The organism is Sodalis sp. RH21, from assembly GCF_047324175.1.
In the GTDB taxonomy this organism is placed as follows: domain Bacteria; phylum Pseudomonadota; class Gammaproteobacteria; order Enterobacterales; family Enterobacteriaceae; genus Acerihabitans.
The window spans coordinates 622,445-649,122 of sequence record NZ_CP178732.1 but is presented as its reverse complement, the minus strand read 5'-3'; the positions used below and the strand labels follow the sequence as shown (position 1 = coordinate 649,122).

At 56.3% G+C, this 26,678-nt stretch carries 30 protein-coding genes; 15 read left to right on the top strand and 15 right to left on the bottom strand.

Features of this window, described 5'->3' with window-relative positions; all coding sequences use genetic code 11:
* Positions 1-25 precede the first annotated feature (25 nt).
* From ACL2XP_RS03025 to ACL2XP_RS03000, 6 genes are all read right to left on the bottom strand, one after another.
* Positions 26-886 carry a class II aldolase gene (locus ACL2XP_RS03025; RefSeq protein ID WP_413737097.1) on the bottom strand — a complete coding sequence of 287 codons (861 nt, stop codon included), beginning with the start codon at positions 884-886 and terminating at the stop codon, positions 26-28.
* A gap of 144 nt (positions 887-1,030) precedes the next feature.
* A complete protein-coding gene (locus tag ACL2XP_RS03020) occupies positions 1,031-2,512 on the bottom strand; it encodes an FGGY-family carbohydrate kinase (RefSeq protein WP_413737096.1) in 1,482 nt (493 codons plus the stop codon).
* On the bottom strand, positions 2,505-3,863 hold the full coding sequence (locus ACL2XP_RS03015; protein ID WP_413737095.1) for a PTS galactitol transporter subunit IIC: 1,359 nt from the start codon (positions 3,861-3,863) through the stop codon (positions 2,505-2,507). The genes ACL2XP_RS03020 and ACL2XP_RS03015 overlap by 8 nt, the downstream gene beginning before the upstream one ends.
* 75 nt (positions 3,864-3,938) lie before the next feature.
* On the bottom strand, positions 3,939-4,226 hold the full coding sequence (locus ACL2XP_RS03010) for a PTS sugar transporter subunit IIB (protein ID WP_413737094.1): 288 nt from the start codon (positions 4,224-4,226) through the stop codon (positions 3,939-3,941).
* On the bottom strand, positions 4,223-4,696 hold the full coding sequence (locus ACL2XP_RS03005) for a PTS sugar transporter subunit IIA (protein ID WP_413739066.1): 474 nt from the start codon (positions 4,694-4,696) through the stop codon (positions 4,223-4,225). The genes ACL2XP_RS03010 and ACL2XP_RS03005 overlap by 4 nt, the downstream gene beginning before the upstream one ends.
* 72 nt (positions 4,697-4,768) lie before the next feature.
* Complete coding sequence (locus ACL2XP_RS03000) at positions 4,769-5,515, bottom strand: GntR family transcriptional regulator (RefSeq protein WP_413737093.1); 747 nt, start codon at positions 5,513-5,515, stop codon at positions 4,769-4,771.
* 308 nt (positions 5,516-5,823) lie between these two features.
* On the opposite strand from ACL2XP_RS03000, the gene endA reads away from it, so the two are divergent.
* The 5 genes from endA (at position 5,824) to ruvX (ending at position 9,475) form a co-directional block, all read left to right on the top strand.
* Positions 5,824-6,519: a deoxyribonuclease I gene (endA, locus tag ACL2XP_RS02995; RefSeq protein WP_413737092.1), complete on the top strand. Its 696-nt coding sequence runs from the start codon at positions 5,824-5,826 to the stop codon at positions 6,517-6,519.
* A 140-nt stretch (positions 6,520-6,659) separates the two neighbouring features.
* Positions 6,660-7,391, top strand: a complete 732-nt coding sequence (gene rsmE / locus ACL2XP_RS02990) for a 16S rRNA (uracil(1498)-N(3))-methyltransferase (protein ID WP_413737091.1) — start codon at positions 6,660-6,662, stop codon at positions 7,389-7,391.
* Between the two features lie 11 nt (positions 7,392-7,402).
* The gene (gshB, locus tag ACL2XP_RS02985; RefSeq protein ID WP_413737090.1) at positions 7,403-8,359 is read left to right on the top strand and encodes a glutathione synthase; all 957 of its coding nucleotides are present in this window, start codon (positions 7,403-7,405) and stop codon (positions 8,357-8,359) included.
* Between the two features lie 109 nt (positions 8,360-8,468).
* Positions 8,469-9,032 (top strand): YqgE/AlgH family protein, encoded by a 564-nt coding sequence (locus ACL2XP_RS02980; protein WP_413737089.1) that lies wholly within the window; start codon positions 8,469-8,471, stop codon positions 9,030-9,032.
* Complete coding sequence (gene ruvX, locus ACL2XP_RS02975; RefSeq protein WP_413737088.1) at positions 9,032-9,475, top strand: Holliday junction resolvase RuvX; 444 nt, start codon at positions 9,032-9,034, stop codon at positions 9,473-9,475. The genes ACL2XP_RS02980 and ruvX overlap by 1 nt, the downstream gene beginning before the upstream one ends.
* A 1-nt stretch (position 9,476) precedes the next feature.
* Here the strand turns inward: ruvX and rhaM are convergent, their stop codons facing one another.
* The 4 genes from rhaM to rhaB are packed head-to-tail and all read right to left on the bottom strand — an operon-like array spanning position 9,477 to position 13,406.
* Positions 9,477-9,791 (bottom strand): L-rhamnose mutarotase, encoded by a 315-nt coding sequence (gene rhaM / locus ACL2XP_RS02970; protein ID WP_413737087.1) that lies wholly within the window; start codon positions 9,789-9,791, stop codon positions 9,477-9,479.
* Between the two features lie 49 nt (positions 9,792-9,840).
* Positions 9,841-10,668, bottom strand: coding sequence for a rhamnulose-1-phosphate aldolase (gene rhaD, locus ACL2XP_RS02965; RefSeq protein ID WP_413737086.1), 828 nt, complete (start codon positions 10,666-10,668; stop codon positions 9,841-9,843).
* Between the two features lie 12 nt (positions 10,669-10,680).
* Positions 10,681-11,937, bottom strand: coding sequence for an L-rhamnose isomerase (locus ACL2XP_RS02960; RefSeq protein WP_413737085.1), 1,257 nt, complete (start codon positions 11,935-11,937; stop codon positions 10,681-10,683).
* Entirely contained in the window at positions 11,934-13,406 is a 1,473-nt protein-coding gene (rhaB, locus tag ACL2XP_RS02955) for a rhamnulokinase (protein WP_413737084.1), read from the bottom strand. The genes ACL2XP_RS02960 and rhaB overlap by 4 nt, the downstream gene beginning before the upstream one ends.
* Positions 13,407-13,741: 335 nt before the next feature.
* Here rhaB and rhaS point away from each other — a divergent pair, with 335 nt between their 5' ends.
* Complete coding sequence (gene rhaS / locus ACL2XP_RS02950; protein WP_413737083.1) at positions 13,742-14,575, top strand: HTH-type transcriptional activator RhaS; 834 nt, start codon at positions 13,742-13,744, stop codon at positions 14,573-14,575.
* A gap of 102 nt (positions 14,576-14,677) precedes the next feature.
* A complete protein-coding gene (gene rhaR, locus ACL2XP_RS02945; RefSeq protein WP_413737082.1) occupies positions 14,678-15,574 on the top strand; it encodes an HTH-type transcriptional activator RhaR in 897 nt (298 codons plus the stop codon).
* Positions 15,575-15,661: 87 nt separating this feature from the next.
* Here rhaR and rhaT read toward each other — a convergent pair whose 3' ends face one another.
* The 3 genes from rhaT to ACL2XP_RS02930 all read right to left on the bottom strand — a co-directional run bounded on the left by rhaT (position 15,662) and on the right by ACL2XP_RS02930 (position 19,224).
* Complete coding sequence (gene rhaT / locus ACL2XP_RS02940; protein WP_413737081.1) at positions 15,662-16,696, bottom strand: L-rhamnose/proton symporter RhaT; 1,035 nt, start codon at positions 16,694-16,696, stop codon at positions 15,662-15,664.
* 492 nt (positions 16,697-17,188) lie between these two features.
* Entirely contained in the window at positions 17,189-17,908 is a 720-nt protein-coding gene (locus ACL2XP_RS02935; RefSeq protein WP_413737080.1) for an EAL domain-containing protein, read from the bottom strand.
* Between the two features lie 311 nt (positions 17,909-18,219).
* Positions 18,220-19,224 (bottom strand): type IV pilus twitching motility protein PilT, encoded by a 1,005-nt coding sequence (locus tag ACL2XP_RS02930; protein ID WP_413737079.1) that lies wholly within the window; start codon positions 19,222-19,224, stop codon positions 18,220-18,222.
* A 67-nt stretch (positions 19,225-19,291) separates the two neighbouring features.
* Between ACL2XP_RS02930 and ACL2XP_RS02925 the strand changes: the two genes are divergently transcribed.
* From ACL2XP_RS02925 to hemW, 6 genes are all read left to right on the top strand, one after another.
* Positions 19,292-20,005, top strand: coding sequence for a YggS family pyridoxal phosphate-dependent enzyme (locus ACL2XP_RS02925; protein WP_413739065.1), 714 nt, complete (start codon positions 19,292-19,294; stop codon positions 20,003-20,005).
* A 20-nt stretch (positions 20,006-20,025) separates the two neighbouring features.
* On the top strand, positions 20,026-20,847 hold the full coding sequence (gene proC / locus ACL2XP_RS02920; RefSeq protein ID WP_413737078.1) for a pyrroline-5-carboxylate reductase: 822 nt from the start codon (positions 20,026-20,028) through the stop codon (positions 20,845-20,847).
* Between the two features lie 67 nt (positions 20,848-20,914).
* Positions 20,915-21,469, top strand: a complete 555-nt coding sequence (locus tag ACL2XP_RS02915; RefSeq protein ID WP_413737077.1) for a YggT family protein — start codon at positions 20,915-20,917, stop codon at positions 21,467-21,469.
* Entirely contained in the window at positions 21,466-21,774 is a 309-nt protein-coding gene (gene yggU / locus ACL2XP_RS02910; RefSeq protein ID WP_413737076.1) for a DUF167 family protein YggU, read from the top strand. Before ACL2XP_RS02915 ends, yggU begins: the two co-directional genes overlap by 4 nt.
* A 36-nt stretch (positions 21,775-21,810) precedes the next feature.
* Positions 21,811-22,404, top strand: a complete 594-nt coding sequence (gene rdgB / locus ACL2XP_RS02905) for an RdgB/HAM1 family non-canonical purine NTP pyrophosphatase (protein ID WP_413737075.1) — start codon at positions 21,811-21,813, stop codon at positions 22,402-22,404.
* A gap of 7 nt (positions 22,405-22,411) precedes the next feature.
* Positions 22,412-23,545, top strand: a complete 1,134-nt coding sequence (gene hemW, locus ACL2XP_RS02900; protein ID WP_413739064.1) for a radical SAM family heme chaperone HemW — start codon at positions 22,412-22,414, stop codon at positions 23,543-23,545.
* Positions 23,546-23,565: 20 nt separating this feature from the next.
* Here the strand turns inward: hemW and ACL2XP_RS02895 are convergent, their stop codons facing one another.
* Both ACL2XP_RS02895 and trmB read right to left on the bottom strand, forming a co-directional pair.
* A complete protein-coding gene (locus ACL2XP_RS02895) occupies positions 23,566-24,291 on the bottom strand; it encodes a DUF2884 domain-containing protein (RefSeq protein WP_413737074.1) in 726 nt (241 codons plus the stop codon).
* A gap of 63 nt (positions 24,292-24,354) precedes the next feature.
* Positions 24,355-25,074: a tRNA (guanosine(46)-N7)-methyltransferase TrmB gene (trmB, locus tag ACL2XP_RS02890; protein WP_413737073.1), complete on the bottom strand. Its 720-nt coding sequence runs from the start codon at positions 25,072-25,074 to the stop codon at positions 24,355-24,357.
* Between the two features lie 184 nt (positions 25,075-25,258).
* On the opposite strand from trmB, the gene mutY reads away from it, so the two are divergent.
* Together mutY and ACL2XP_RS02880 are read left to right on the top strand one after the other, a co-directional pair.
* On the top strand, positions 25,259-26,359 hold the full coding sequence (mutY, locus tag ACL2XP_RS02885; RefSeq protein WP_413737072.1) for an A/G-specific adenine glycosylase: 1,101 nt from the start codon (positions 25,259-25,261) through the stop codon (positions 26,357-26,359).
* 2 nt (positions 26,360-26,361) lie between these two features.
* A complete protein-coding gene (locus ACL2XP_RS02880; protein ID WP_413737071.1) occupies positions 26,362-26,634 on the top strand; it encodes an oxidative damage protection protein in 273 nt (90 codons plus the stop codon).
* Positions 26,635-26,678 lie beyond the last annotated feature (44 nt).

The window sequence follows — 26,678 nt, the reverse complement described above, 5'->3', positions numbered from 1 at the left end:
TATCCTCAGAATATTCCGCTGAACCTTACGATGCTTTGCGAATATAACGATGGCCTTTATTCATCATCAGAATTTTGGCATAAACATCCTCTTCAACCGCAGATTTTGCGCGCGCCATTACGCGGGCCAGGTTTGCCTCATTGTTATTATCAACATAGGCTTTGCCTACGGATGTTATAAAGGCTTTTCGCAGGTCGCTGGCGATATTCACTTTGACAACATTGTAATTGACGAAGCTGCGCAGGATATCCTCATGGATGCCCGAACCGCCATGAATAACCAGCGGCACCGGGGACACCGCGGCAATACGCTGGAGCAGCGGAATATCAATGCGGGGAATATCTTCCAGGCCATGGACATTGCCCACCGAGACCGCGAGCAGGTCGCAGCCGGTTTGCTCGACGAACGCCTTTACTTTTTCAGGTTCGGTTTTGCAATCGGCCTCACTGACATGATCGTCTTCTTTGCCAAGGATGGCCCCTAGCTCTGCTTCCACGGGCACACCAAATGATTTGCAGAAATCAACCGCTTCACGCGTAAACGCAATATTTTCCTCAAATGAAAACGCCGCGCCGTCAATCATCACCGAGGTGAAACCAGCGCGCACCGACTGTTTCACATCATCCAGCGACTTACCATGATCGAGATGCAAACTTACCGGGACATCCATTTTATCGGCATGCCGCTTAACGATTTCATAGATATAATCGTAACCTGACAATTGGGCATTGGTCGGTGCGATCTGAATAAAATTAGGTAATCCGGAGCGTTCAATAGCATTCAGGATTGAAATTGTGGTTTCCAGATTCGTGGTATTAAACGCACCCGCAAGCACTCTCTTCTCGCGAATACGGTCGAGCAGAATCTTTCCATTAACTAATGGCATGGTATGTTCCTCGGTTATGGTTGCTAACATAAAAACGAATTTAAATTTTCTACCCCGGATTTTCCAATAGCGCATAAAATAATGCGGTAATTACGGTGTTATTTTATTTAAGCAATCTGCTTAAACATTCCGCGCCGCCTTGGCTTATTCAGTAATGACCCCTTCCTGCTGAAGTTTGAAGCGGTAAAACGCCCGCCAGCGTAGTTGAAAACGTTGTAATGCCTGATATCGCCGCCCATCGGGCATATAACGCGCGGCGACGGTCACGTCAGGCGGCGTCAGCGTCGGACAGGCGGTGAGCAGCGCGCCGACCGAAACGGCTTCATCAAAAGCAATGGCGTCCACCGGGCGCTGCAAAATATCGGCCTTTAGTTGCAGCCAGAGCGGATTACCGGTGGCCGGGCCGATCACCTTCAGCGTTTGCCCCGCGGGGACGCTGAAGCAGGCGAAGCAATTGGCGAATTCCATCGCCAGTCCCAGCGAAATAGCGGCGATCAGCGTATCGATCGACAGGCTGTCGCCCAGGCCATACAGCAGTCCCCTGGTATGGCGGTTCTTATGCGGCGATCCCGAACCACGCAGATGGGGAATAAATACCGGCACATCCTCCAGCGTCCACATCTCGTCCAGATAATGCTGGTAGCCGCGTTGCAGCGCGGCCTCGATTTCGCCGGAGGTAAAACGAAAGGTTTTGCTCAACCATTCCAGGGCAAAACCGCCGACCGGCAAAGAGGCGAACAGGGTATAGAGATCCGGTAGCGAATAACGGCCATTGGCCAGCTTGTCCCGACTCGCCTGTACGCTCAACGTGGGCCGGGAATTGAGCAGCAGAATGCCTTCCGTCGTCCCCGTTGAGTTCAATACTTCTCCCGTCCTCATTTGCAGGGCCCGGGCGCCCGCCATATGGTCATGTCCTGCCAGCGTGACGCTGACGGGTCCGCTAAAGCCTAACGCGCCGCCCAGTTCGGGGGTGACCCGGCCCGCGACCTCCCCCGGCGTCAGCAGCGGCGCAAAGGCGGTAAACGGCAACTGCATAATACCGGCCGCCTCCCGTGACCAGGTGCTTTGGCTGACATCCAGACAAAGGGTGCGGCTGGCAAGCGTGATATCGGTGCGTCTTTGTCCGGTAAGCCTCCACAGCAGTAATTCAGGGGCATGCAGCCAGCAGATATCTTCCCGTCCGTGTAATCGATAGCGATCCAGCAACCAGCGCATTTTGAAAGCGGAGTAATTACTGTGCGGCGGTAACCCGCTGATGGCATACAGCCTTTCGCGTTCCTCCCCGCTCAGCGCCGCCAGATATTCTTCGCCGCGGCGGTCATACCAGGCCAGCATCGGCGTCAGGATTTCTCCCTTATCATCAATGAACACACCAGATTCACCAAAGCTGGCAATACTGATGCGCGCCACCGGCAGCGGTGATTCCGCCGCCAGGCCGGACATTGCCGCCATCACCTCCAGCCATAGCCGGTCGATGTCGAAATCAACCGCACCCTGCGCCGATATCAGTTTGGGAGTAACAAATTTCCTGGCCCCCAGCCGCGCGGCATCCTGGCAGGAAAAGCAGGTGACTTTACAATTGGTGGTACCGATATCAATGACGATGGCCGCGCTGAAATCAGGCATATACGGTTCCCCGTGTCAGTCGGAACACGGCATACAGCACCAGGCCGATTACCGGCACCAAACCTATAGCGATCGGGTTGCCGTTAAAAATCTCAAGCAGCCAGAAACGAAATGGATTGCCGCCGTCCAGGAAACTGGAAACCTGGCCGCTGGAACCTTCGGCGAATTTAAAGTTGACGTCTTTCGCCATGGTGGTAATAAACGGCGCGATTTTGGTGGCGATCCACAGGTCCGCGGCAATCACCGGAATCGCCCCCAGCAGGGTGCGGAAGATATTGCCGCGACAGGCCAGCGCAATCATTGACGCCATCACCGCCAGATTCGCCAGATCCCCGAGCGGCAGCACTTTATTCCCCGGCAGAACAAAAGCGATGAAGACTGAAATGGGCGTCAGCAACAGCGCCGTCGAGATAATTGCCGGGTTACCCACCGCCACCGCGATATCCAACCCGATATATAAATCATCGCGCCCCGGATATTTTGCATTGAGATATTTTTTGATGGCCTCCGACAAAGGCAATAGGCCTTCCATCAGGATGCGGACCATGCGCGGCAGAATAAACATCACCCCGCCGATACTGATACCCAATAACAGGATATGTTTGAAGTCATAACCGGCGATAACGCCCAGCAGCACGCCAAGGATGGTGCCCACCATCATCGGCTCGCCGAAGATGCCGAGTTTCTTCTGCACGGTTTCCGGATCGATATGGATACGGTTAAGACCCGGGATGTTTTCGATGATTTTGTCCACCAGCAGCCCGATCGGGAAGAACACCACAGCGGAAAGCGTCGGCAACGAAATGCCCTCCAGACCGAAATACTTCTGCACCATCGGCGCCGACCAGTCGGCCAGTTTGAGCACCACCACCGCGGCGATGCCGGCGGCCAGCAGGCCAAATACGAAACTGCCCGTACTGTAGTACACCAGGGTACCGGCCAAGGCAAAGTGCCAGTAGTTCCACATATCCACATCGACGGTACGCGTCTTGTTCAGCGCCAGTAAAGTCACGTTAATCAGGATGGTCAGGGGGATCACGAAAGGCGCGATCGGCGAACCCCAGGTGATGGCGGACAGCGGCGGCCAGCCAAGGTCCACCACCGGCAGGTTAATGCCGGTACGTTCCACCATGGCCTGGGCAGCAGGTCCCACATTGCTGGTCAGAATGTCGAAAATGGCATAAATCCCCACGAAGCCGATACCGACCGTGAGGGATGAACGCAGCGCTTTGGCCGGTTTTACTTTAAAGAACAGAGCAAGAATAAACAGTACCAGCGGCAATAGCACGGTCGGGCCGAAACCCAGGATATATTGCACGACTGTGTATAGGGTATGGGCTATTTCATTCATGGAAAACCCCTGTTGCAGACGTAACGGGACCTCGCGTTAGCGCCTGTATAAATTTATCGGATTTGGTTAAATTAATTATTTTTGGTCTTTCAGGATCGATACTATTTTTTCCAGCACCTTATCCTCGCCTATACCCGTAATTATAGGCAGGCCATTAACGACCGGAATATCCAATTCATAAGGCACTTTCGTTGTGGATACCACTAAAGTCGCACCTTCGGTATTGCTCGGCAGGGACGCGACATTAGTTTGTGAATAATTAACATCCAGCCCTTGTTCCTTACAATATTCCATTACTTTTTCAGCAACCGCGGTGGAAGTCGCGATGCCGGTGGCGCATACAAATAAAATAGTCTGGCTCATATTTCACCTCTTTCATTCAGTTTATCAAAAATGGCCTGGTGAATTTGTTCATTACTCATGGCGAGTAATTGCCGCATAAACCCGCCATCCTGAATCAGATCCATTATCCAGCCCAGCACATTGAGCTGCTTGTTACTTTCACTCAGCGCCAGTAAGAAAACCACGCGTACCGGCACCGGCTCCGGCTCGCCGCCCATATCCGCGAAGGTCACCGGCTCCGGCAGAATACCAAGGCCAAAGGCATTGCGGCGCACATGACGGTGATCGGTATGCGGTATCGCCACGCCAACCGGCTCGGTAGGCAGACCGGTAGGAAATGTCTGCTCGCGCGCCAGGACATGGTCGGCAAAATCCTCGGCGACCTGTCCGTCTGCAATCAGCGGCTGCGCCAGTTGGCGGATGAGCGCATCGACACTCATTCCCGCGGGGAGGTGTTGCACGTACTCGGATTTGAATTCAATCCCCTGCATAAATTCCTCACTCATAACGTTAACTCGACGAATTCCCGGTTTGATAAACCTCGGGCGATTATCAGCGCTGCCTCAACTCACCTCCCGGCGTTGCAGGATGGTGCCCAGGTAGTATTTATTACCTTTCAGCCAGACATTGCCGAACTCAACGGGCAAGGTACGGGAGAAAAAAACCAGCTGCTCCAGATGTAATACCGGGGCTTCATCGCTAATATCCAGAAAATGTCCGCGTTCATTACCAATTAACCGGGCCGCGTAGCGACTTTCCGAATAGCGGATTTTTTGCTGGGAAAGGCGCTCGATCGTTGGAAACAAATTTTCCTTGTTAAAATCCACTTCGGTTATGCCCGGACAAAGCTCAATATTGATACGGTTCTCAATCAGCATGGCCTTTTCATCGCCAATAGAACGCAGGCGTTCAAGATATAAAATGTCCTGCCCCGGTTTTATTTGCAGCTTCTCAGCGACAAACCGGTTGGCTGGTTCAATACGAGCCGTTACCACGCTGGTGCTGAAGTTGATTTTTTGGCTTTCCAGGGATTCTGCAAACGACAATAATCCTTCACCCAGCGGGTAGGCGATGTTCTCCTTTTTGACAAAGGTGCCTTTTCCCTGAACCTGAACCAGCGTCCCGGCTTTAACCAGCTGGGCGACCGCCTTCTTGACGGTGCCCCGGCTGACTTCCAGCATGTCCATAATCTGGAATTCAGAGGGAATACGGTCATCCTCCACCAGCTCCCCGGTGTAGATACTCTCTCTTATCCACTCCGCCACCTGCTGGTAGAGTGGGATCTGGGAATTCTTACTTAGTGATTTCATGGCGCGCACCTGAACATCCTGAGTTGTCTATAGACAATTATGTACAACTTCCCGACTATAGTATGCAAAACGGCAAATGATGTGATCGAGAAGGGTCACATTTTCAGGGACCAGAGTAGGATCAAAAAAAAGTGATGTAAGTCACGTTTATTCAACAAGCCATTTACTTTCAGGATAAGCGGACCGTTCGACCTGACGCTGGCGATCCGCTCGGCGTCTGCGGCATTGGCGCTTTTTTTCCGCTTCGATTTGCCTGCGGCACCGGGATTCGATACCCTGCTTTTTTCCTTTTTATTGAATATCCGACCATGCCACGTACCATTACTTTGCTGTGCCTTTCCTTTATGCTGCTTTCCGGCGCCGCGCTGGCGGGCGGCATCAACAATTTCAGTCAGGCGAAGGCCGCGGCGGTCAAGATCAACCAGGACGCGCCAGGTTCCTTTTACTGCGGTTGCAAAATCAGCTGGCAAGGGAAAAAAGGCACGCCGGATTTGGAGTCCTGCGGCTACCAGGTACGTAAAAGCGCCCTGCGCGCCAACCGCATAGAATGGGAGCACGTAATGCCGGCCTGGGAGTTTGGCCATCAGCATCAGTGCTGGCGGGACGGCGGACGCAAAAATTGCGCCAAGGACGCCGACTACCGCCGGATGGAAAATGACCTGCATAACCTGCAACCCGCCATAGGCGAGGTCAATGGCGATCGGGCCAATTTCCAGTACAGCCAGTGGCGCGGCGGAGAAGGCCAGTACGGCCGGTGCGCCATGAAGGTGGACTTTAAATTCAAACAGGCGGAGCCGCCGGCCCGCGCCCGCGGCGCCATTGCCCGTACCTATTTTTATATGCGCGATCGTTACCATCTGCGCCTATCATCCCAGCAAACCCAGCTGTTCGAGGTGTGGGATCGGCAGTATCCGGTTACCGCCTGGGAATGTACGCGCAACCGGCGCATCGAAGCGGTGCAGGGTAATGCCAATCCTTATATTCAACGCGCTTGCCAGCCATAAAACAGCTGGCCTACTATGAAACAACCCGGCGAAACACCCCTGCGCGGCGCTGCTTGCCCGCACCGCGCGCCGCAGGGCAACTTCCGGCCGCGAATCGCCCACGCGCGCCCCACTTGTCATCAGGATTAAACGATACCAACATGCGAATACCGCGTATTTATCATTCCGGGCCGCTCCCGGCGACCGGTACCGTGGCGTTAAGCGAAGATGCCGCGCACTATTTGACCCGGGTCCTGCGCATGGCGGAAGGCCAGCTGCTGCACTTGTTTGACGGCAGCAATCATATTTTCGAGGCGCAGATTACCCAGGCGGGCAAAAAAAACGTGGTGGCCAACATTCTCGCGTCCCGCCCCGCGAATGTTGAATCACCCCTGCGCCTGCATCTGGGCCAGGTGATGTCCCGCGGTGAAAAAATGGAATTCACCATCCAGAAATCAATTGAATTAGGGGTCAACGTCATTACCCCATTGTTTTCCGAGCGCTGTGGCATCAAGCTGGACGGCGAGCGTCTCGGCAAAAAAATCCAGCAATGGCAAAAAATCGCCATCAGCGCCTGCGAGCAGTGCGGGCGCAATAGCCTGCCGCTGGTCAGGGACGCCATGCCCCTGGAAGCGTGGTGCGCCGAACAGGATGACGGTCTTAAACTTAACCTGCATCCCCGCGCGCCGCACAGTATCAATACGCTGCCGTTGCCGGTGAACAACGTGCGGCTGCTGATTGGCCCCGAAGGCGGCTTGACCGCAGAAGAAATTGCTATGACCTCACGCCACGGATTTACTGAAATCCAGCTGGGGCCCCGTGTTTTGCGCACAGAAACCACAGCTCTCACCGCCATCACCGCTTTGCAGGTGCGTTTCGGCGATCTGGGTTAAAGGAGAAAAGAATGTTAAAGCTTGGCATCGTGATGGACCCGATTTCGTCCATCAATATCAAAAAAGATACCAGTTTCGCTATGCTGCTCGAAGCACAACGCCGCGGCTGGCAAATCCATTACATGGAGATGAGCTCGTTATACCTGCGCGGCGGCGAAGCCCGCGCCACTACCCGCCTGCTGGCGGTCAAGCAGGATTATGACGCGTGGTATAGTTTTCACGGCGAACAGGATATCGAACTCGGCGATCTGGACGTGATCCTGATGCGCAAGGACCCGCCGTTCGATACCGAATTTATCTATGCCACTTACATTCTTGAGCGGGCCGAAGATAAAGGCGCCTTAATCGTCAACAAGCCGCGCAGCCTGCGCGACTGCAATGAAAAATTGTTTACCGCCTGGTTCGCCCATCATACCCCGGACACGCTGGTCAGCCGGCGCGACGATCATATCCGCGCGTTCTGGCAGCAGCACGGCGATATTATCCTCAAACCCCTGGACGGCATGGGCGGCACCTCGATTTTCCGCGTGAAGCAAGAGGACCCCAACCTGTCGGTAATTATTGAAACCCTCACCGGTTACGGCCAGCATTTCTGCATGGCGCAAAACTTCCTGCCGGAAATCAAGGACGGTGATAAGCGGGTGCTGGTGGTGGACGGCGAACCGGTGCCCTACTGCCTGGCGCGCATTCCCAAAAGCGGCGAAACGCGCGGCAACCTGGCCGCGGGCGGGCGCGGCGAAGCCCGGCCGCTCACCGAAAGCGATTGGAAAATCGCCCGTGACGTCGGTCCGATATTAAAAGAGAAAGGGCTGATTTTTGTCGGCCTGGATATTATCGGCGACAAGCTCACGGAAATTAACGTCACCAGCCCCACCTGCGTGCGGGAGATAGAGGCGGCCTTTCCCATTTCCATCACCGGTATGCTGATGGACGCCATCGAGAAACGCCTGGGCCGCGACAAAGGCTGATTTTACACAGGCTGCGGGCTGATTTAGCTTGCAGCCAGTGACTTATTGGCCATTTACCCGCATACTGCACTTCGCCTATTTATTAAACTATTTACCTAAAAAAGACAGAATGAATTTACAGCATCACTTTCTTATCGCCATGCCCTCGCTACAAGACCCCTTGTTTAAACGCTCAGTGATCTATATCTGTGAGCATAACGATGACGGGGCCATGGGGCTCGTTATCAACAAACCGGTTGAGCAATTTACCGTTGAGAGCGTATTGCATAAACTTAAGATCATGCCGGCTGAACGCGACCCGGCCATCCGCCTGGACAAACCGGTCTTCGCCGGCGGCCCGCTGGCGGACGATCGGGGTTTTATCCTGCATACGCCCCAGGAAGGATTTGGCTCCAGCATCAGTATTTCCGAAGAAACCATGATCACTACGTCCAAAGATGTGCTGGAAACCCTGGGCACCGCGCAGCAGCCGCAGGATGTGCTGGTGGCGCTGGGTTATGCCGGTTGGGAGAAGGGCCAGCTGGAGCAGGAACTGCTGGAAAATGCCTGGCTGACATCTCCCGCCGACAGCGACATCCTGTTTCGCACGCCCATCGCGGCGCGCTGGCGCGACGCGGCGCGAAAATTGGGCATCGATATACATAATATCGCCAACGAAGCGGGCCATGCGTAATGACTAACCGTACCATGATGGCATTTGATTTCGGCACCAAAAGCATCGGCGTGGCCATCGGCCAGGAGATCACCTGTACCGCGCGGCCGCTGACGGCGTTCAAGGCCCAGGAAGGGGTTCCCGACTGGCAGCAAGTGGAAAAATTATTGCAGGAGTGGCAGCCGGACGTGATCGTGGTCGGGCTGCCGCTGAATATGGATGGCACCGAACAGCCGCTTACCCTGCGGGCGCGCAAATTCGCCAACCGGCTGCACGGTCGTTTCGGTTTTGAAGTGGTGCTGCATGACGAACGGCTGAGCACCGTCGAGGCCCGGGCCGACCTGTTCGAGCGCGGCGGTTACCGCGCGTTGAACAAAGGCCGGATCGATGCCGGCTCCGCCGTGATCATTCTGGAAAGCTGGTTTGAACAGCTATTGGCCGTGCGCCACCCTCATTCCAGATAACTTACTCCAGATAAAACACTGGCCGCAGCTCTGCGCTCACCGGGCTGTTGTCCGCATTGGCCGGCATGACGTCGGTCATATGCCGCCACCAGCGCTGGCAAACATCGGTTGACGCCACCTCATCCCAGCGCGCTTCGGAATCCATCTCCACGTAGGCAAACAGCAAATGGCGTTCCTCGTCTAGGAAAATGCTGTAATGATGGGCGCCATGGGCTTTCAGGGTTTGCTCCAGCTCCGGCCAAATGGGGTTATGGCGACGCCGGTACTCCTCATGGGCGTCGGGATTAACCTGCATGATAAAGGCTTTTCTAATCATGGTTGCTGCTCTTTCCGTTGTTTATCGGCACGTCGCGGGCCGATGTTCCCTACTCGACATCCAGCGCCGACGCCATCGGCGTTACGCCGAAACGCTGCCCCAGCGCAATCAGTTCGTCACGGCTGATGGTCTGTTTTTTGCCGCCCATGGAGCGCACCTTGACCATGATTTCCGCCGATTTTTCCGCCGTATCGATCAGGCCGAAGGCATCATCCAGGGTCGGGCCGGTGGCGAAAATGCCGTGGAAAGGCCATAACACCAGGGAATGAGAACGCATCTGCGCCGAAGTAGCGTTGCCGATGCCGTCGGTGCCGGGCACCATCCACGGCACGATGCCAACCCCGTCGGGGAACACCACCAGGCACTCGGTGCTGCCTTCCCACAGTTCGCGGGTAAAATGGGCGCTATCGAGCTTAAGCACAAAACTCAAGGCAATCAGGTTGGTGGCATGGCAGTGCATAATCACCCGTCCGCTGCCCTGGGTCACCTCTTGGCGCACCACGTGCGACTGGAAGTGCGACGCCAGCTCCGAGGTCGGCAGGCCGCCGGCGGTCAGCCCCCACAGGATGCTGTAGCCGTCGCCCGCGGCATTCACCTGCAACAACACCAGGTTATCCGACGGCGATAGCTGGACGTTGCGGAAAAACTTGCCTGAGCCGGTCACCAGGAAATAGGTATTGGCCAGCTCAGGCACCGACTCGGTCAGCGCTTCGGTACGCGGCCGGGGCGTAAACTCGTCCCGATACGGCGCTACGTCCTCCGGGGTCAGGCGCAGGCTGACATTGCCGCCGTTGCGCTCATCCCAGCCTTTAAGCCACATGTCGGTGGTCGCTTTCACCATGCCCTGCACAAACCAGGAAGTCAGTATTGTTTGCATAATTTGCTACCCTCAACGTTTACTTAAAGTGGAACTTTCATACTCGCGTACCGTTTGCAGCCAATCGCCGCCTACCGGCACATCATGTGATTGGCAATATTTGTCCCACACCGCCTGCCAAGGCAGCGATTTTTGTTCTTCCAGCAGCGCCAGGCGCGCCGTGTAGTCGCCCTGCTGTTCCAGCAGACGCAGTTTTTCAGTGGGTTCCAGCAGCGCGCGCAGCAACGCTTTTTTCATATTGCGGGTGCCGATAACCCAGGCGGCGATGCGATTGATGGAGGCATCGAAGAAATCCAGGCCGATATGTACGCGGTTAAACAGCTTTTGGCGTACGATTTCGCTGGCGATGGCTTGGGTTTCATCATCCAGCAATACCACATGGTCGCTGTCCCAGCGCACCGGGCGGCTCACATGCAGCAGCAGGCGCGGCACATACAAAATGGCGCTGGAGATCTTGTCGGAGATCACTTCGGTGGGATGGAAATGGCCGGCGTCAAGACACAATGCGGTGCCGCGGCTGGTGGCATATCCCAGGCAAAATTCGCTGGAACCGACGGTATAGCTCTCCGCGCCGATGCCGAACAGCTTGCTTTCCACGGCGTCGATATGGTGATTGGCATCGAGTTTTTCCGCGATAACTTCATCCAGTGCCGACTGCAGCCGCTGGCGCGGCGCCAGGCGATCGATGGTGACATCTTTCATGCCGTCGGGAACCCAGATGTTCATCACCGAGGCGGTGCCCAGCTCGCGGCCGAAATAGGCCGAAATGCGGCGGCTGGCCTGGCAATGTTCAATCCAGAACTGGCGAATGCCTTTATCGGCATGGGACAAGGTAAAACCGTCGGCGCTCAGCGGATGGGAAAAGCAGGTGGGGTTGAAGTCCAGCCCCAGTTGATGCTCCCGCGCCCAGCTAACCCAGCGGGCAAAATGTTTGGGTTCGATTTCGTTGCGTTCGACTTTGCCTTCGGCCTCCAAATAGATGGCGTGCAGGTTCAGACGTTTCGGCCCCGGGATCAGGCTGAACGCCTGTTCCAAATCGGCCCGCAGTTCCTGGGCGTTATGGGCTTTGCCGAAATAGTTGCCGGTAGCCTGGATTCCCCCGGTCAGGGCGCCGCCGGTATTTTCAAACCCGGCCACGTCATCCCCCTGCCAGCAGTGCATGGATACCGGCAGGGTATCGAGTAATTCCAGGGCGCCGTCGACATTGACATCGATATCGGCAAACCTTTGTTTGGCCAATTGCCAGGCTTGTTCTACGGATTGACTCATAATAAGACTTCCTCTTTCAGGTGGCAGAGCGCCAAAAAACGTTGCCAATAGGTAGCGAAATGGGGATCTGGATTAGGGGTGTAATAACGCGCGGCGAAATTCTCTTCCACCGCGTCGCGCCAGACGGCGACGTCCTTGACTTCATCAAGGGCCATCAGTTGACAGCCAATATTGCCCAGGGTCGACGCTTCCACCGGACCGGCGGTTACCTGGATCTGGCAAGTATCGGCGCAAAGTTGGTTGAGCAGATCGTTCTGGCAGCCGCCGCCGACGATATGCAGGCCGGTCAGCGGCGCCGCGCGCAGGGAGGCCAATTCCAGCAGCACCTGCCGGTAGAGCATGGCCAGGCTGTCGAAAATGCAGCGCGCCAGGGCGGCGGCGTCCTCTGGCACCGGCTGGCCGTTTTCGCGGCAGAACTGGCGAATGGCGTCAACCATCGACGGGGGGTTGATAAACCGATCGTCGTTGGGATTGATCAGGCTGCGAAACGGCGTTTGACCGGCGGCCTGCGCCACCAGGCCTTTGAGGTCGTCCACCGCCAGTTCGGCGCAGATGCGCTGCAACAGCCATAAGCCCATGATATTTTTCAGTACCCGGAAACGGCCGTTGATGCCCCCCTCATTGGTAATATTCATGGCCAGCGCGGCGGCATCATTAAACGGCCGTTCGCTGTCGATACCCATCAGGGACCACGTGCCCGAGCTAAGATAGGCGCAGCCGTCGGTATGCAACGGCGCGGCCACCACCGCGCTCGCGGTGTCATGGGTGGCCACGGCGACCACCGGCGCGGCCTGCCCGTTGGGGCTGATCCAATATCCCAGTTTATTGCCCGGAGGCGTTGGAGCGCCCAGCCAACGGCGGGGAATGTCCAGATAATCCAGCAAGGATTGATCCCAGTCCCCAGTGGCCAGATTCAGTAATTGGGTGGTGCTGGCGTTGGTATATTCCCAGTTCAGCGTGCCGGTCAGCCGGAAATAAAAATAATCCGGGATCATGACTAAATGCGCCACTCGCTCCAGGCAGGCCGGCTGCTGCTGACGCCAGGCTTTAAGCTGATATAGGGTGTTAAAAGGCAAAAACTGGATACCGGTACGCTGGTAAATCGTCTCGCGTCCCAAATCCTCCAGCACCGCGGGCATCACGCCGTCGGTACGGTGATCGCGGTAAGAAACCGGGGCGGCGACCCGTTTGCCCGCGGCGTCCAACAAGACGTAATCCACGCCCCAGGTATCGATGCCGATACTGTCGATGACGGTGCCGGCGTTATCCAGCGCCATCAGGCCGGTGAGAATTTCCTGTTCCAGTTTATCCAGATCCCAGCAATCCTGCCCGTCCAGGGAAATAAAGGTATTCGCGAAGCGATGAATTTCTTTAAGGGTTATTTTCTGTGATGCTGAATGCCATTGGGCCAGCATTACCCGGCCGCTGGAAGCACCGAGGTCGACAGCAACAATATTACGCACGGCCATAGTGGATATTCCTCATTAATCCTATGACCGCAGTGTAAGAACATATTTATGCCGCCACCTTCCGGTGAATGCCACCGGTTTGATCGCGGTGGCAGAATCGTAAAGATGAATGTGAATCCCATCACAAAAATATCACTCTGACAATAAATGACCCGATTATTCACGTCGAGATAAATTATCTACCCCGCGCCTGTGATCGCTGCCACAAATTTGATCATCATCGGGCTAATCTTAAAAAAATAACCTAAATGCCGTCAATGGCGGTCATTTATTCAAGGTTAAGTTTCACAATCGCGTCTTATTATGAAACTTCGTAAAATGGTGAGGTAACGAAAATGACGCGACTTTATGGTGAGGATTTTTTTAGTTCCCAAGACGCCACCATCGCCATTGAACCCCGTGTACCGCAAAGCGCTTTCCCCGAGCATTATCATGATTTCTGGGAGATCGTGCTGGTGGAAAAAGGGTCGGGCATTCACGTTTTTAACGATCAGCCTTATGTTTTGGGCAGCGGTACGGTCTGCTTTATTCGCGCCGACGATCATCATTTATTTGAAAACGTCGACGATCTTAATTTGATCAATATCCTGTACCGCGCCCCCGGGAAATTTCGTTTCCTGACGGATATCAGCCGTTTTCTCCCCTCCCAGGACTCGCCGGACAATCAGGTCAACTGGCAGATCAACCATGCCGAAATGCAGTTGGCCAAGCAGTACATCCACACGCTTAGCGAACTTACGGCGGACTCTTCCCCCGAGGGCATCGCGGCCAGCGAAGGACAATTCTTGCAGTTGTTGATCATGTTGCGCCACGGATGTTTTCAAAACGGCGGGGAGGACGGCTCCCGCGAGCAGCGCCTGCAAGAGTTGCTACGCTGGTTGCAGCATAATTTTTATAACGATATCGATTGGCTGGTTCTGGCCGAACAATTTTCACTGCCGCTGCGCACCCTGCATCGCCAGTTAAAGCAGCGGACCGGCATGACGCCCCAGCGTTATCTTAACCGGCTGCGGTTGCTGGAAGCCCGCAAACGCCTGCTGCAAAGCGACAAAACCATTACCGAGATTGCCCATGCCTGTGGTTTTAGCGACAGTAACCATTTCTCCACGCAATTTCGGCGCGAATTTTCCCATTCGCCAAAAATGTTGCGCAGCGGCGACCCGTCATAACGCTCATTTGCCGGGAAATGTGACAAATGCCGCCGATTTCAAATTTTTAATTTCCCCGCCATGCCATTATCTTCTCCCTGATATTTATGCCGGGAGGGTGTGATGGTGTCTGGCCTGAAACTGGCGACAACCGACTATTTCCTGACAAGTAAAAACGGGATAACGGTTGCCGACCGTCATCCCCAGCCGGCGTTCCCTACCCACCACCATGATTTCAACGAATTGGTGATTGTCTGGCGCGGCAACGGGCTGCATATTCTTAATGACGTGCCTTACGCCATCACCTGCGGCGATTTGTTTTATATCAACGCCGGCGACCGGCACAGCTATGAGTCGGTCAACGATCTTGAGCTGGATAATATTCTCTATTGCCGCGACCAGTTGACGCTGGCCGCCGACTGGCGGGCATTGCTACCGGGGAATGAAGCGGCGCAGCCGCAACGCTACTGGCGGTTGAGCACGCCGGGCATGTCGGTGCTGCGCCGGCAGGTGGACGCGCTGGCGCGCGAATGCATGAGGACCGACGCGCTGTCGGTGATGCTGAGCGAGGCGTTATTCTTGCAGGTGGCGCTGTTGCTGATGCGTTTTCGCCACGCGCCCGACAGTCCGTTGCCTTCTGACGCCGAGCAGTTGGATTTGTTGCTGATGGCCCTGCGCGTCAGCATTGCCGAACCGTTCCGGCTGGATGATTTTTGCCGGCGGCACCAGTTAAATGCCCGCGGCCTGAAGGCCTTGTTTAAACAGCAAACCGGCATGGGCGTAAATCAATATCTGCGGCAGCTCAGGTTATGCAAAGCCATGGATTTGCTGCGCCACGGCCAGCAGACCATTGGTGAAGTGGCGTCGCTGTGCGGCTTTGACGACAGTAATTACTTTTCCGTGGTGTTTAATCAATCGTTTGGCGTCGCGCCGCGGGAATACCGCCAGCGGTTCCAGAAAAGCAGCGACGTGAAAAGGCCGGCGAATGCGGGCCACGCGCTGGCGCTGCCGGGCAAATAAACATGCTCTTACTTTGACGCTATGCGGGCATTCCCGGTATGTGCGTGCGTGACGCCGAAATGGCTCTCATCCTTGAGAGCCATCCGATTAAGACGCCATGCCGATGCCGACGATATTGGCCGCCAGGATAATGACCAGCCCGCCGATGCTCAATACGCCTACCGGTCTTCTACCCACGCCCTTCCACTCTTTTAATACCAGTCCGACAATACCGCCGCACAGTACGTAGCTGCTCATATGCAGCATCCAGCTTATATAGGAGTATTCGGTAGGAATATTGGCATGTCCCCAGGCATAGAAGAAGAATTGCAGGTACCACATTACGCCGCCGAGAATGGAAAACAGCGCGTTGGCGATCAGCAAGGATTTGGCCACCGACAGATCGGCCTTAATCGACAGTTCGCGCTTGGTGGCCAGGCGGATAATACAGTACGCCAGATTGATCACCGCGCCGCCGCCCATAATCACCACATAGCTGGGCAATGCGACATACAGCGGACTGATGCCGGCATTTTTCGCCGCCTCGTGCATGGGAATGGCCGCGTCCATGGCAAATGACATGCCGGCGGAAAATATGCCGCACAGCGCCGCCAGCACCAACCCTTTTTTCAGATTGAATTCTTCGGTGCGGATACCCAGTTTACGCTCTTTCAGCACCCCGGCATAAGAAACTATGCCCACCCCAATCACCGCTACCGCCACCCCTAACAAGGTAATGCGCCCGCCGGGAGTGCCGGTGAGAACCGAAAATTTACCCTGCAATACCGGCGTCATCAGCGTACCGATAATCAGCGTAATGCCGATAGCGATACCGATGCCCATCGACATGCCGAGATAACGCATGGTCAGGCCATAATTAATATTGCCGATGCCCCACATGGCGCCGAATAAAAATACCGGTAGCAACGTCGCCAGGGAAAATGAGCCGTAATAGGCCCAAAAATCCGGCAATAAGATATAACTCACGCACCAAGGCAAAATAATCCATGAAAAAAACCCTGCCAGGGACCACATAGTCTCCCAGCTCCAGTGTCGGACTCTTTTTAACGGGGCATAAAAGCACGCCGCGCTGGCGGCGCCAACGAAATGCCATATTATCCCCATTACAATAGAACTACCCATCAATCTATTCCTTTTCAAAAGCGGATATACCACCGCGACAGTCGAATACCGAGAAAGAGAAATACGCAGCGGAACGAATACCTGACAAGGGGGGTAGTGTAGGAAAGCACATGGGGCCGACGCCTTCGGCTTAATGCCACTTTTATGCCAATCTTGGCAATAAATGCAAGATTTGAGTGAGCCACTTCACAGATTAATTATTATCTGGTTTGAAGACCGAATAATGGCAATGCCCATCCATGCATCGGCAGCGGGATGCGGGTTAGCTTTTGCTTTGCTGTACCGCGGAGGGGTTAGCCGGGGGCGCGCTTTTTTGGTTATCTTTGGTGAAATACCATACGCCGATGGCGATGACGATAAATATCCAGGTGATTTTTCTCATGAGTGGCCCGTTAGCGATTGCCGGCTTTTCGGGAATTTTATACTAAAAAATCCGCTTTGCCATCATCTGACCACGCACTTTGGCATAATTGAACCACCATGCCAGGCAACCTATCGGCAGTAGCTCCCGCCGCTCGGCCGGTAGGCGCCGATATTTTCCAGCGCCACATCCGGCCAAAGGTAGCCCTGCATGGCATGGATACCGGTGTCGTATAATTCTTCCGCCTGTTCTTGGCGTTCGACTCCTTCGACAATAATACCTTGGCAAAATTTTGCTATTTCACCAATCAGTATCAGGAAAATCGGATTGTTAACCTGTTCCCAGTAAAATTCTTTGTTAATTTTCACATACTCGAATAGCCGATCGTTTAAGGCGATAAAATGTGCCTTGCCTGAGCCAAAATCATCCAGCCATAAGGTAAAATGCTGTGATAGGAAGTGTAATAGCGGATTTCGCTGGCCGTCGGTTAAATTTGGGAAACTCTCGTTTATTTCCAAACGAATAAAAGGCAAGGACTGGAGGCGAGCACGGAGTTCATTATTGGCAATGATAATTTCCGCCATATCGGAATCGATATTTATTGACAAGAAAACAACCTGCTCTTGAAAATATTCGGCATGGGCCGATATCAGCTCCACCTGTTGGGTAAGCAGGCGTTCTTTCATAGCATAGCTCATTAAATTTATGATGAATTCTGAGGAAGCTGATGCCTTACTGCTTCTATCCATACCGATAAAACGCGTGAGCAACTCAAAGGCCAATAACTTACCATCAATTTCATAAATCGGCTCACAAATATAATTACCAATGCGAGCATTTTCTAAAACCATAATCTTTCTCTTTTCGTGATCGATATATTATTAAAATTAAATTTGCCCAAAAACCATATTATTATTGTGTATCCCCGCATCCATCGATGCTTCATCACCCATTTTATCATTTCACTTTAGACTATAGATGTCGGTTTGACGAAGATATGCGCCAAATTATCCTTGGCTAAAAAATAACAAAATCGGCTGCCTACCGCCGCTTCACCGTCATTGGCTTAACGAAGGGGGATGATTTAACGATAGGCAGCATTGGAAATAGGGACTCCCATTGGCGGATACAACGCGTTGGAGCACAGGTCCGCATTATTGCTTTATTTTCTCACGCCAGGCTGTCCGTTATGTCCATCCTGCCGCTCTCCCATAGCAAAACTTTGCATCCCTTGCCCTTTGCCGGTTTGCAACAACCCCGGCAATAGGTGGGTCTTGCCGTCGCGAATCACGTTGCGCACCGCCGGGGTGGCGATCAGCAGTTCGAATAGCCCCATGCGCCCGCCCTGCTCCCGGCTCACCAGCTTTTGCGCCATTATCGCCAGCAGGCTGCCGGCCAGCAGGCCGCGGGCAAACGCCTGCTCCCCGGCCGCAAACGCGTCCAGCAGACGGTCCACTCCTTGGGCGGCGTGGCGGGCATGAAGCGTGGCCAGCACCAGGTGTCCGGTTTCGGCGGCGCCCAGCGCCAGACGGATGCTTTCTGAGTCACGCAGTTCCCCCAGCAGAATGATATCCGGGTCCGCACGCATGGCCGCCCGCAGTCCGGTAGCAAAGTCGGGGCAGTGTTCGCCGATTTCCCGCTGCTGGATCAGGCAGCGCTGCGGATGATGGATAAACTCGGTGGGATCTTCAAGCGTCACGATATGGACCTGGCGCTGGTGATTAATATAATCCACCATGGCCGCCAGCGAGCTGGATTTGCCGCTGCCGGTGGCGCCGGTGACCAGCAGCAGCCCCTGGGACTGGGCCAGCAGCCCGGGAATTGCGGCCGGCACGCCCAGCGCCGCCAGCGTCGGCACCTGTCCGGCAATCAGCCGAAACGTGGCGGACAGCCCGGTGCGCTGGCGGAAAAAATGGCCGCGCACCCGCTGGCCGGCGCCAAGCTCCAGGGCGCAGTCCGCCTGCCCGGACAATGCCAGCAGTTCGCGGCCGCGCATGTCCAGGCAGCGATCGCGGCACCCGGTTACGCACGCTTCCTGCACCACCGGCAGCGATTCCAGGCAGCGCAGGCCGCCGTCGATACGCACGATCGGCATCTGGCCGGGACAAAGGTGCAGATCGGAGGCATTATGCTTTACACTAAGGGCCACCAGTTCATCAATATCCATACGATCTCCTGAAACCATGAGTAGTCCTGGACTAGTCATGGGCGCTATCTATGAGAACCATCAAGCCATGAGCACTATTGAGCAGAATCTACAGCAGGTAACGGAACTTATCTCCTCCACCGCGCGCCAATGCGGCCGCGATCCGCAGGAAATCGCCCTGCTTGCGGTAAGTAAAACCAAACCTGTGACGGCCATCGAGCAGGCCATTGCCGCCGGGCAAAAAGCATTTGGCGAAAATTATGTTCAGGAAGGCGTGGAAAAAATTATATATTTTCAGCGCCAGCACATTACGCCCCCCCTGGGCTGGCACTTTATCGGCCCGCTACAGTCGAATAAAAGCCGCCTGGTGGCGGAGTATTTCGACTGGATGCATACCCTGGATCGCCTGTCCCTGGCCCGGCGGCTCAACGATCAGCGTCCGCAGGACCTGGCGCCGCTCAACGTGCTGATTCAAATCAATATCAGCGGGGAAGAGAGCAAATCGGGTATTTTACCGGCCGGGCTGCTTGCGCTGGCGGCGCAGGTGGCGGATTTGCCCCGGCTGCGGCTGCGCGGCCTGATGGCCATCCCCGCTCCGCAGGCGGATTATCAGATTCAATTGGCGGTATTCCAGCGGATGGCGGCCCTGTTCGCCGAGCTGCGCCTGGCGCATCCCGGTATCGACACGCTGTCGCTGGGAATGACCGACGATATGCCCGCGGCCATCGTGGCGGGCAGTACCATGGTGCGTATCGGCACCGCTATTTTTGGCGCCAGGGACTACGGCGCGCCGGCAGCATAACCATCATCATGAGGATTAGCATGCAACAGCGTAAAATTGCATTTATCGGCGCGGGCAATATGGCCCAGGCCATCGTCGCCGGCCTGGTAGCCACCGGTTATCCGGCCGATTTAATCACCGTATGCGCGCCATCGGAAAATCATCGTGATGCCCTGGCCCGCGAGCACGGCGTACAAAGCAGCGCCGATAACGCCGCCAGCGCCAGCCGCGCGGAGGTGGTGGTGCTGGCGGTTAAACCGCAGCTGATGGCCGACGTATGCCGGCAGTTGGCCCAGTCCGTGGATTTTTCCGGCAAACTGGTGCTTTCCATTGCGGCGGGTGTTACCGTAAACCGGTTTTACGCCCTGCTCGGCGAACCGCTGAATCTGGTGCGCATCATGCCCAATACGCCGTCGCTGGTTGGTAAAGGCATGAGCGGTTTATACGCGCCGGCGCAGGTCAATGAAGCCGATCGCGCGTTCACCGCCGACCTGATGGGCGCGGTGGGCCGGGTCTGCTGGGTCAGCGAGGAAAGCGGCATTAACGGCGTAATCGCCGCGGCGGGCAGCGCGCCGGCCTATTTCTTCCTGTTTATGGAAGCCATGCAGCAAGAGGCGGTAAGGCAAGGATTTGACGAAGCGACGGCCGGGTTGCTGGTCCGGCAGGCCGCCAGCGGCGCCGCCGCGCTGGCGGACGCCAATGCCGGCACCGCCTTCGCCACGCTGCGGCAAAATGTCACCTCCAAAGGGGGCACCACCGCCGCCGCGCTGGACGTATTCAACCAGCATCAGCTGACGCAAACCGTCGCCGATGCCATGCAAGCCGCGGTTAAGCGCGCTGAAGAGATGGAAAAGCTATTCTGATTTTTTTCGCCACTATTGTTTTCGCCACTATGGTGCATTTTAACCTTATCAAGGACATTACCCTTTTATGTTGACGCTGACGTTTCTGGTCAAAACGCTGTTCGATTTATATATTATGGTGCTGTTGCTGCGGATCTGGATGCAATGGACCCGCTGCGACTTCTATAACCCGTTTTCACAATTTATCGTGAAAATCACCCAGCCGGTCATCAAGCCGCTGCGGCGGGTGATTCCGTCCATAGGGCCGGTCGATACGGCATCGCTGCTGCTGGCGTTTATCCTGGCCACGCTGAAATTCCCGCTGGAAATGCTGATTCAGCTTGGCGGCGTGTCCCTTGATCCCCTCTATTTGCTGGTGGGCCTGCTGACGCTGATCAAAGCCGCCGGACAACTGATTTTCTGGGTGATCATCATCCGCTCGCTGATGAGCTGGATCAGCCAGGGCCGCAGCCCGATGGATCAGGTGCTGTATCAGTTGAGCGAACCGCTGATGGCCCCCATACGCCGCATCATACCGGCCATGGGCGGGATTGATTTCTCGGCGATGGTGGTGATCCTGATCCTGTATGTCTTCAATTACCTGGGCATGGATCTGTTTCCCACCATTTGGTACCGCCTGTGAGTTGTGCCTGGCGGGATGCGGACGATGTGGTGCTGCGCCTTTATATCCAGCCGAAAGCCAGCGGCGATCGGATCGTCGGCCAGCACGGCGATGAGATAAAGGTCGCGATCACCGCGCCGCCGGTGGACGGCCAGGCCAATGAACATTTGATCCGGTTTATCGCCAAGCAGTTCGGCGTGGCGAAAAGCCGGGTAAGCATTGAAAAAGGGGAACTGGGCCGGCATAAACAGCTCAGGATCGCGGCCCCACAGCGTATTCCCGGGGTTATCGGCCCACTGCTGGCGGATGCTGCCGGCGGGGCATGACCCCGGCAACAACATTGATTATTGCGGAAAGAAGACATGCAAAAAGTAGTACTGGCCACCGGCAATGCCGGCAAAGTGGCCGAACTCGCCGGCTTACTGGCGGACTTCGGCCTGGACGTGGTGGCGCAAACCACCCTGGGCGTGGACTCCGCCGAGGAGACCGGCCTGACGTTTATCGAAAACGCCATCCTTAAAGCCCGCCATGCCGCGGCCATCACCGGTTTGCCGGCCATTGCCGATGATTCCGGCCTGGCGGTGGATTGCCTGGGCGGCGCGCCGGGAATTTATTCCGCCCGTTATGCCGGCGAAGATGCCAGCGATGGAGAGAATGTGGATAAACTGCTGGCCGCCATAACGGATGTGCCGGACGCCGCGCGCGGCGCCAGTTTCCATTGCGTACTGGTTTACCTGCGCCATGCGCAAGACCCGATTCCCCTGGTTTGCCACGGCAGCTGGCGCGGCGCCATAAGCCGCGCCCCCGCCGGTACGGGCGGATTCGGTTACGATCCGGTATTCTACCTGCCTGAGCTGGGGCGCAGCGCCGCCGAGCTGACCCGCGGGGAGAAGCATAGCCTGTCCCACCGCGGCCAGGCCCTGGCGCTGCTGCTGGATGCCCTGCGCCATGGTTAACCTGTCCATGGCCGCCTTGCCCCCGCTAAGCCTGTATATCCATATCCCCTGGTGCGTACAGAAGTGTCCTTACTGCGACTTCAACTCCCATGCGTTAAAGGGCGAGGTGCCGCATGAAGAGTACGTCAACCACCTGCTGGCGGATCTGGATGGCGATGCGGCTTATACCGGCGGCCGCGAAATCGGCACCATTTTTATCGGCGGCGGCACGCCCAGCCTGCTGAGCGCCGGCGCCATGCAACAACTGCTTGACGGAGTGCGCAGCCGGCTACCGGTGACGCCCGCGGCGGAAATCACCATGGAAGCCAATCCCGGCACGGTGGAAGCCGATCGTTTTCTCGGCTATCAGCGCGCGGGCGTAAACCGCATTTCCATCGGCGTGCAAAGCTTTAACCCGGAGAAACTGGCGCGCCTCGGACGCATCCACGGCCCGGAGGAAGCGACGCGCGCGGCGCGTCTGGCCGCCGGCCTGGGACTGCGCAGCTTTAATCTCGATTTGATGCACGGCCTGCCCGACCAAACGCTGGAACAGGCGCTGGACGACCTGCGCCAGGCCGTCGCGCTGCGTCCGCCCCATCTGTCGTGGTACCAGTTAACCATCGAGCCCAATACGCTGTTCGGCTCGCGCCCGCCCGTCCTGCCCGACGACGATGCGCTGTGGGATATCTATCAGCAAGGCAACGAGCTGCTCGCCGCGGCGGGCTACCGGCAATACGAAACGTCGGCATACGCCCAAGAAGGATTCCAGTGCCGGCATAACCTCAATTATTGGCGCTTCGGCGACTATCTGGGCATCGGTTGCGGCGCCCACGGCAAATTGACCCAGGCGGACGGCACGGTGCTGCGTACGGTCAAGGTGCGCCATCCGCGGGGATATATGCAGGGGAAATATCTGGACAAGCGTAACGCGGTGGCGGCGGCGGATTTGCCATTTGAATTTTTCATGAACCGGCTGCGCCTGCTGGAGCCGACGCCGCGCGCGGACTACCCCGCCTTTACCGGCCTGGAGGAGAGCACCGTGCGCGCGGCGCTGGATCAAGCTCTGGCCGGCGGCTATATCACCGAAAGCCGGACCGAGTGGCAGGTCACGGAAAAAGGGAAATTATTCCTCAACCCGCTGCTGGAATTGTTTATGGAATAAGCGGCGGCATCCCCCGCGCCTTATTTCGGCAAGGCTTTCAGCAATTCGCTGCGCTGCTGCTCAAGCTGGGTCACCCGCTGGCAGACCTGGTTGCCGAACTGCTGGAACTCCTGTTCCTGATTGCTCCACTCCGCCTGGATAGCCTGCTGCAAATTGCCCAGGTTACCCATTACCGATTGCAGCGGGCTGTTGCCGGTGGCGGCATTCATGGTTTGCTTCACGCCCATTTCATTCAGGCTGTCCTGCACTACCCCGCCCATGCTTTGCTGCACGATACGCTTGCCGTCCTGCTGCACCTGCTCGATGGCCTGATGATGGAAGGCCAGCCCCTCGCTGCGATGTTCCAGAATGCGGTTCATCTGCTGCTTGAGCTGCTGGTTCAGGGTCGTCAGCCGGTTGCGTACATTACTGTCGCTGCCTAGCTGCTGCACAATAACTTTATCCAGCGCCACGCGCCCTTTTTCCAGATGGGCCTGGGCGCCCTGGTCAATCCAGGGGAGCTGCTGGCGCACCGCCGCCTGATAATCCACCGCCTGCTGGCGCTGGCGGGCATCGAGGGCCGCCTGCTGGCCGTTACGCACCACGTCGCCGTTACGGCTGATGGCCACGTTGCCGCTGGCGCCCACCACCTGAACTTGCTGCGCGGTAATAAAAATATCGTCCTGCGGTCTGACCTGGCACTGATAATCCGCCTGCGCCTGCCAGGCCGTTAACATCAAGATACCCAGAACTGCTTTGCGTAACATACTCTCTCCTGAAGATTAATCGCCGATACTCCCAAGCGGGCAGTATCTTGACCGCGTATTGAGTCAGACCGTTTTTTCGAACATTAAATCCCACACCCCATGGCCCAATCGCTGTCCGCGCTGTTCAAACTTGGTCAGCGGCCGGAATTCCGGGCGCGGCACGTAATCTTGCTGCGCGGAAAGATTGCGATATCCGGCCGCACCGCTCATTACCGCCAGCATATGCTCGGCATAGGGCTGCCAATCGGTAGCCATATGGAAAATGCCGCCGGGACGCAGCTTTTGGCGCACCAGCTCGGCGAACGGCCCTTGCACAATGCGGCGCTTATTGTGGCGGGCTTTGTGCCAGGGATCGGGGAAAAATAATTGCACCAGCGCCAAACTGCCGTCAGGGATCATGTTCACCAGCGCTTCCACCGCGTCATGGCACATCACCCGCAGATTATCGATGCCGGCTTCTCGGGCGCTGAGCAAACAGGCGCCGACCCCCGGCAAATGCACTTCGATGCCCAGGAAATTATGCTGCGGATGGGCCGCCGCCATCTGCACCAACGAAGCCCCCATGCCGAACCCGATTTCCAGGGTGACCGGCGCCTCGCGCCCGAACAGCGCGGCGAAGTCCGCGGGCACGGGCTGGTAGTCCACGCCCATTTGCGGCCACAGGGTGTCCAGCGCCTGCTGCTGGCCCTTGGTCAGGCGGCCCTGGCGGCGGACAAAACTGCGGATGCGCCGCAGCGGACGTCCCTGCTCGTCGAATTCGTGGGAGATAACTTCATTGGTCATTCGTTATTACTCATCATAGTGTGGTTGGGGCGAATCGTTCGGCAATCGCCGCATTATGCAAAGATAACGTTGATTAGCAAGCGGGCGACCTCGGAAAGTTCCTGTTTACAGTATGACGACTCTGTGCTGGAATCGCAGCCTGAAGTTTTGACCCGCTGACCTGCCGGAGAGTAATACCCCTCAGATGATACAAGCGCAACCGTTCGCGCAACAAGTGCTGGACTGGTACCAGCGCTTCGGTCGCAAAACACTGCCATGGCAATTGGATAAAACGCCGTATAAGGTCTGGCTATCGGAAATCATGCTGCAGCAGACCCAGGTCGCCACGGTGATCCCCTATTTCCAGCGCTTTATGGCCAAGTTCCCGACGGTGGCCGCCCTGGCGGCGGCGCCCCAGGATGAAGTGCTCCATCTGTGGACCGGGCTGGGCTACTACGCCCGCGGGCGCAACCTGCATAAAGCGGCGCAGCTGATCGCCGCCAGGCACGGCGGCGAGTTTCCCGCCACGGTGGAGGATATCATCGCCCTGCCGGGCATCGGGCGCTCCACCGCCGGCGCAATATTATCATTGGCGCTTGGCCAGCATTATCCTATCCTTGATGGCAATGTGAAGCGCGTCCTGGCGCGTTATTTCGCCGTCGCCGGCTGGCCCGGCAAGAAAGATGTCGAGCAGCGCCTCTGGGGCCTGAGCGAAACGGTCACGCCCGCGCACGGCGTCGGCCAGTTCAATCAGGCCATGATGGATCTGGGCGCGCTGGTATGCACCCGTTCCCGGCCGAAATGCGAATTATGCCCGCTCAATCGCGGCTGCGAAGCTTACGCCGCCCATAGCTGGGCGCTCTACCCCGGCAAAAAACCGCGCCAGGTATTGCCGGAGAAAACCGCCTGGTTTTTGATTATGCAGTCCGGGCAGCAGATTTGGCTGGAACAGCGCCCAGGAACCGGCCTGTGGGGCGGATTATTTTGTTTTCCGCAATTTGCGCAGCGCCAGGATCTGGAACTCTGGTTACAAAAACAGGGTCTGAATATCAGCGACGGTGAACAGCTGACCGCTTTTCGCCACACCTTCAGCCATTTCCACCTGGACATCGTGCCGCTGCGCCTTGATGTCAGCGGCACGCAACGCTGCATGGATGATGGCGCCGGACTCTGGTATAACTTAGCGCAGCCGCCGTCAGTGGGACTGGCCGCGCCGGTCGAGCGCTTATTATTGCAAGTGGGAAAATCGCCGCTGGGCATTTCCCGGCAACCGGTAGCGGGTCACCCCGCCAACCAAGAGGAATAACGATGAGCAGAACGATTTTTTGCACCTTTTTGAACCGAGAGGCCGAAGGCCAGGATTTCCAGTTTTACCCCGGTGAACTGGGTAAACGTATTTTCGACAATATCTCCAAAGAAGCCTGGGCGCAGTGGCAGACCAAACAAACCATGCTAATCAATGAAAAAAAACTCAGCATGATGAATCTCGCCGACCGCAAGATCCTTGAGCAGGAAATGATTAAGTTCCTGTTTGAAGGCCATGACGTGCATGTCGAAGGGTTTACCCCGCCGGCCAAATGATTACTTTTTCAGGGGCCGCATGGGCCCCTTATGCATTTCTCGTC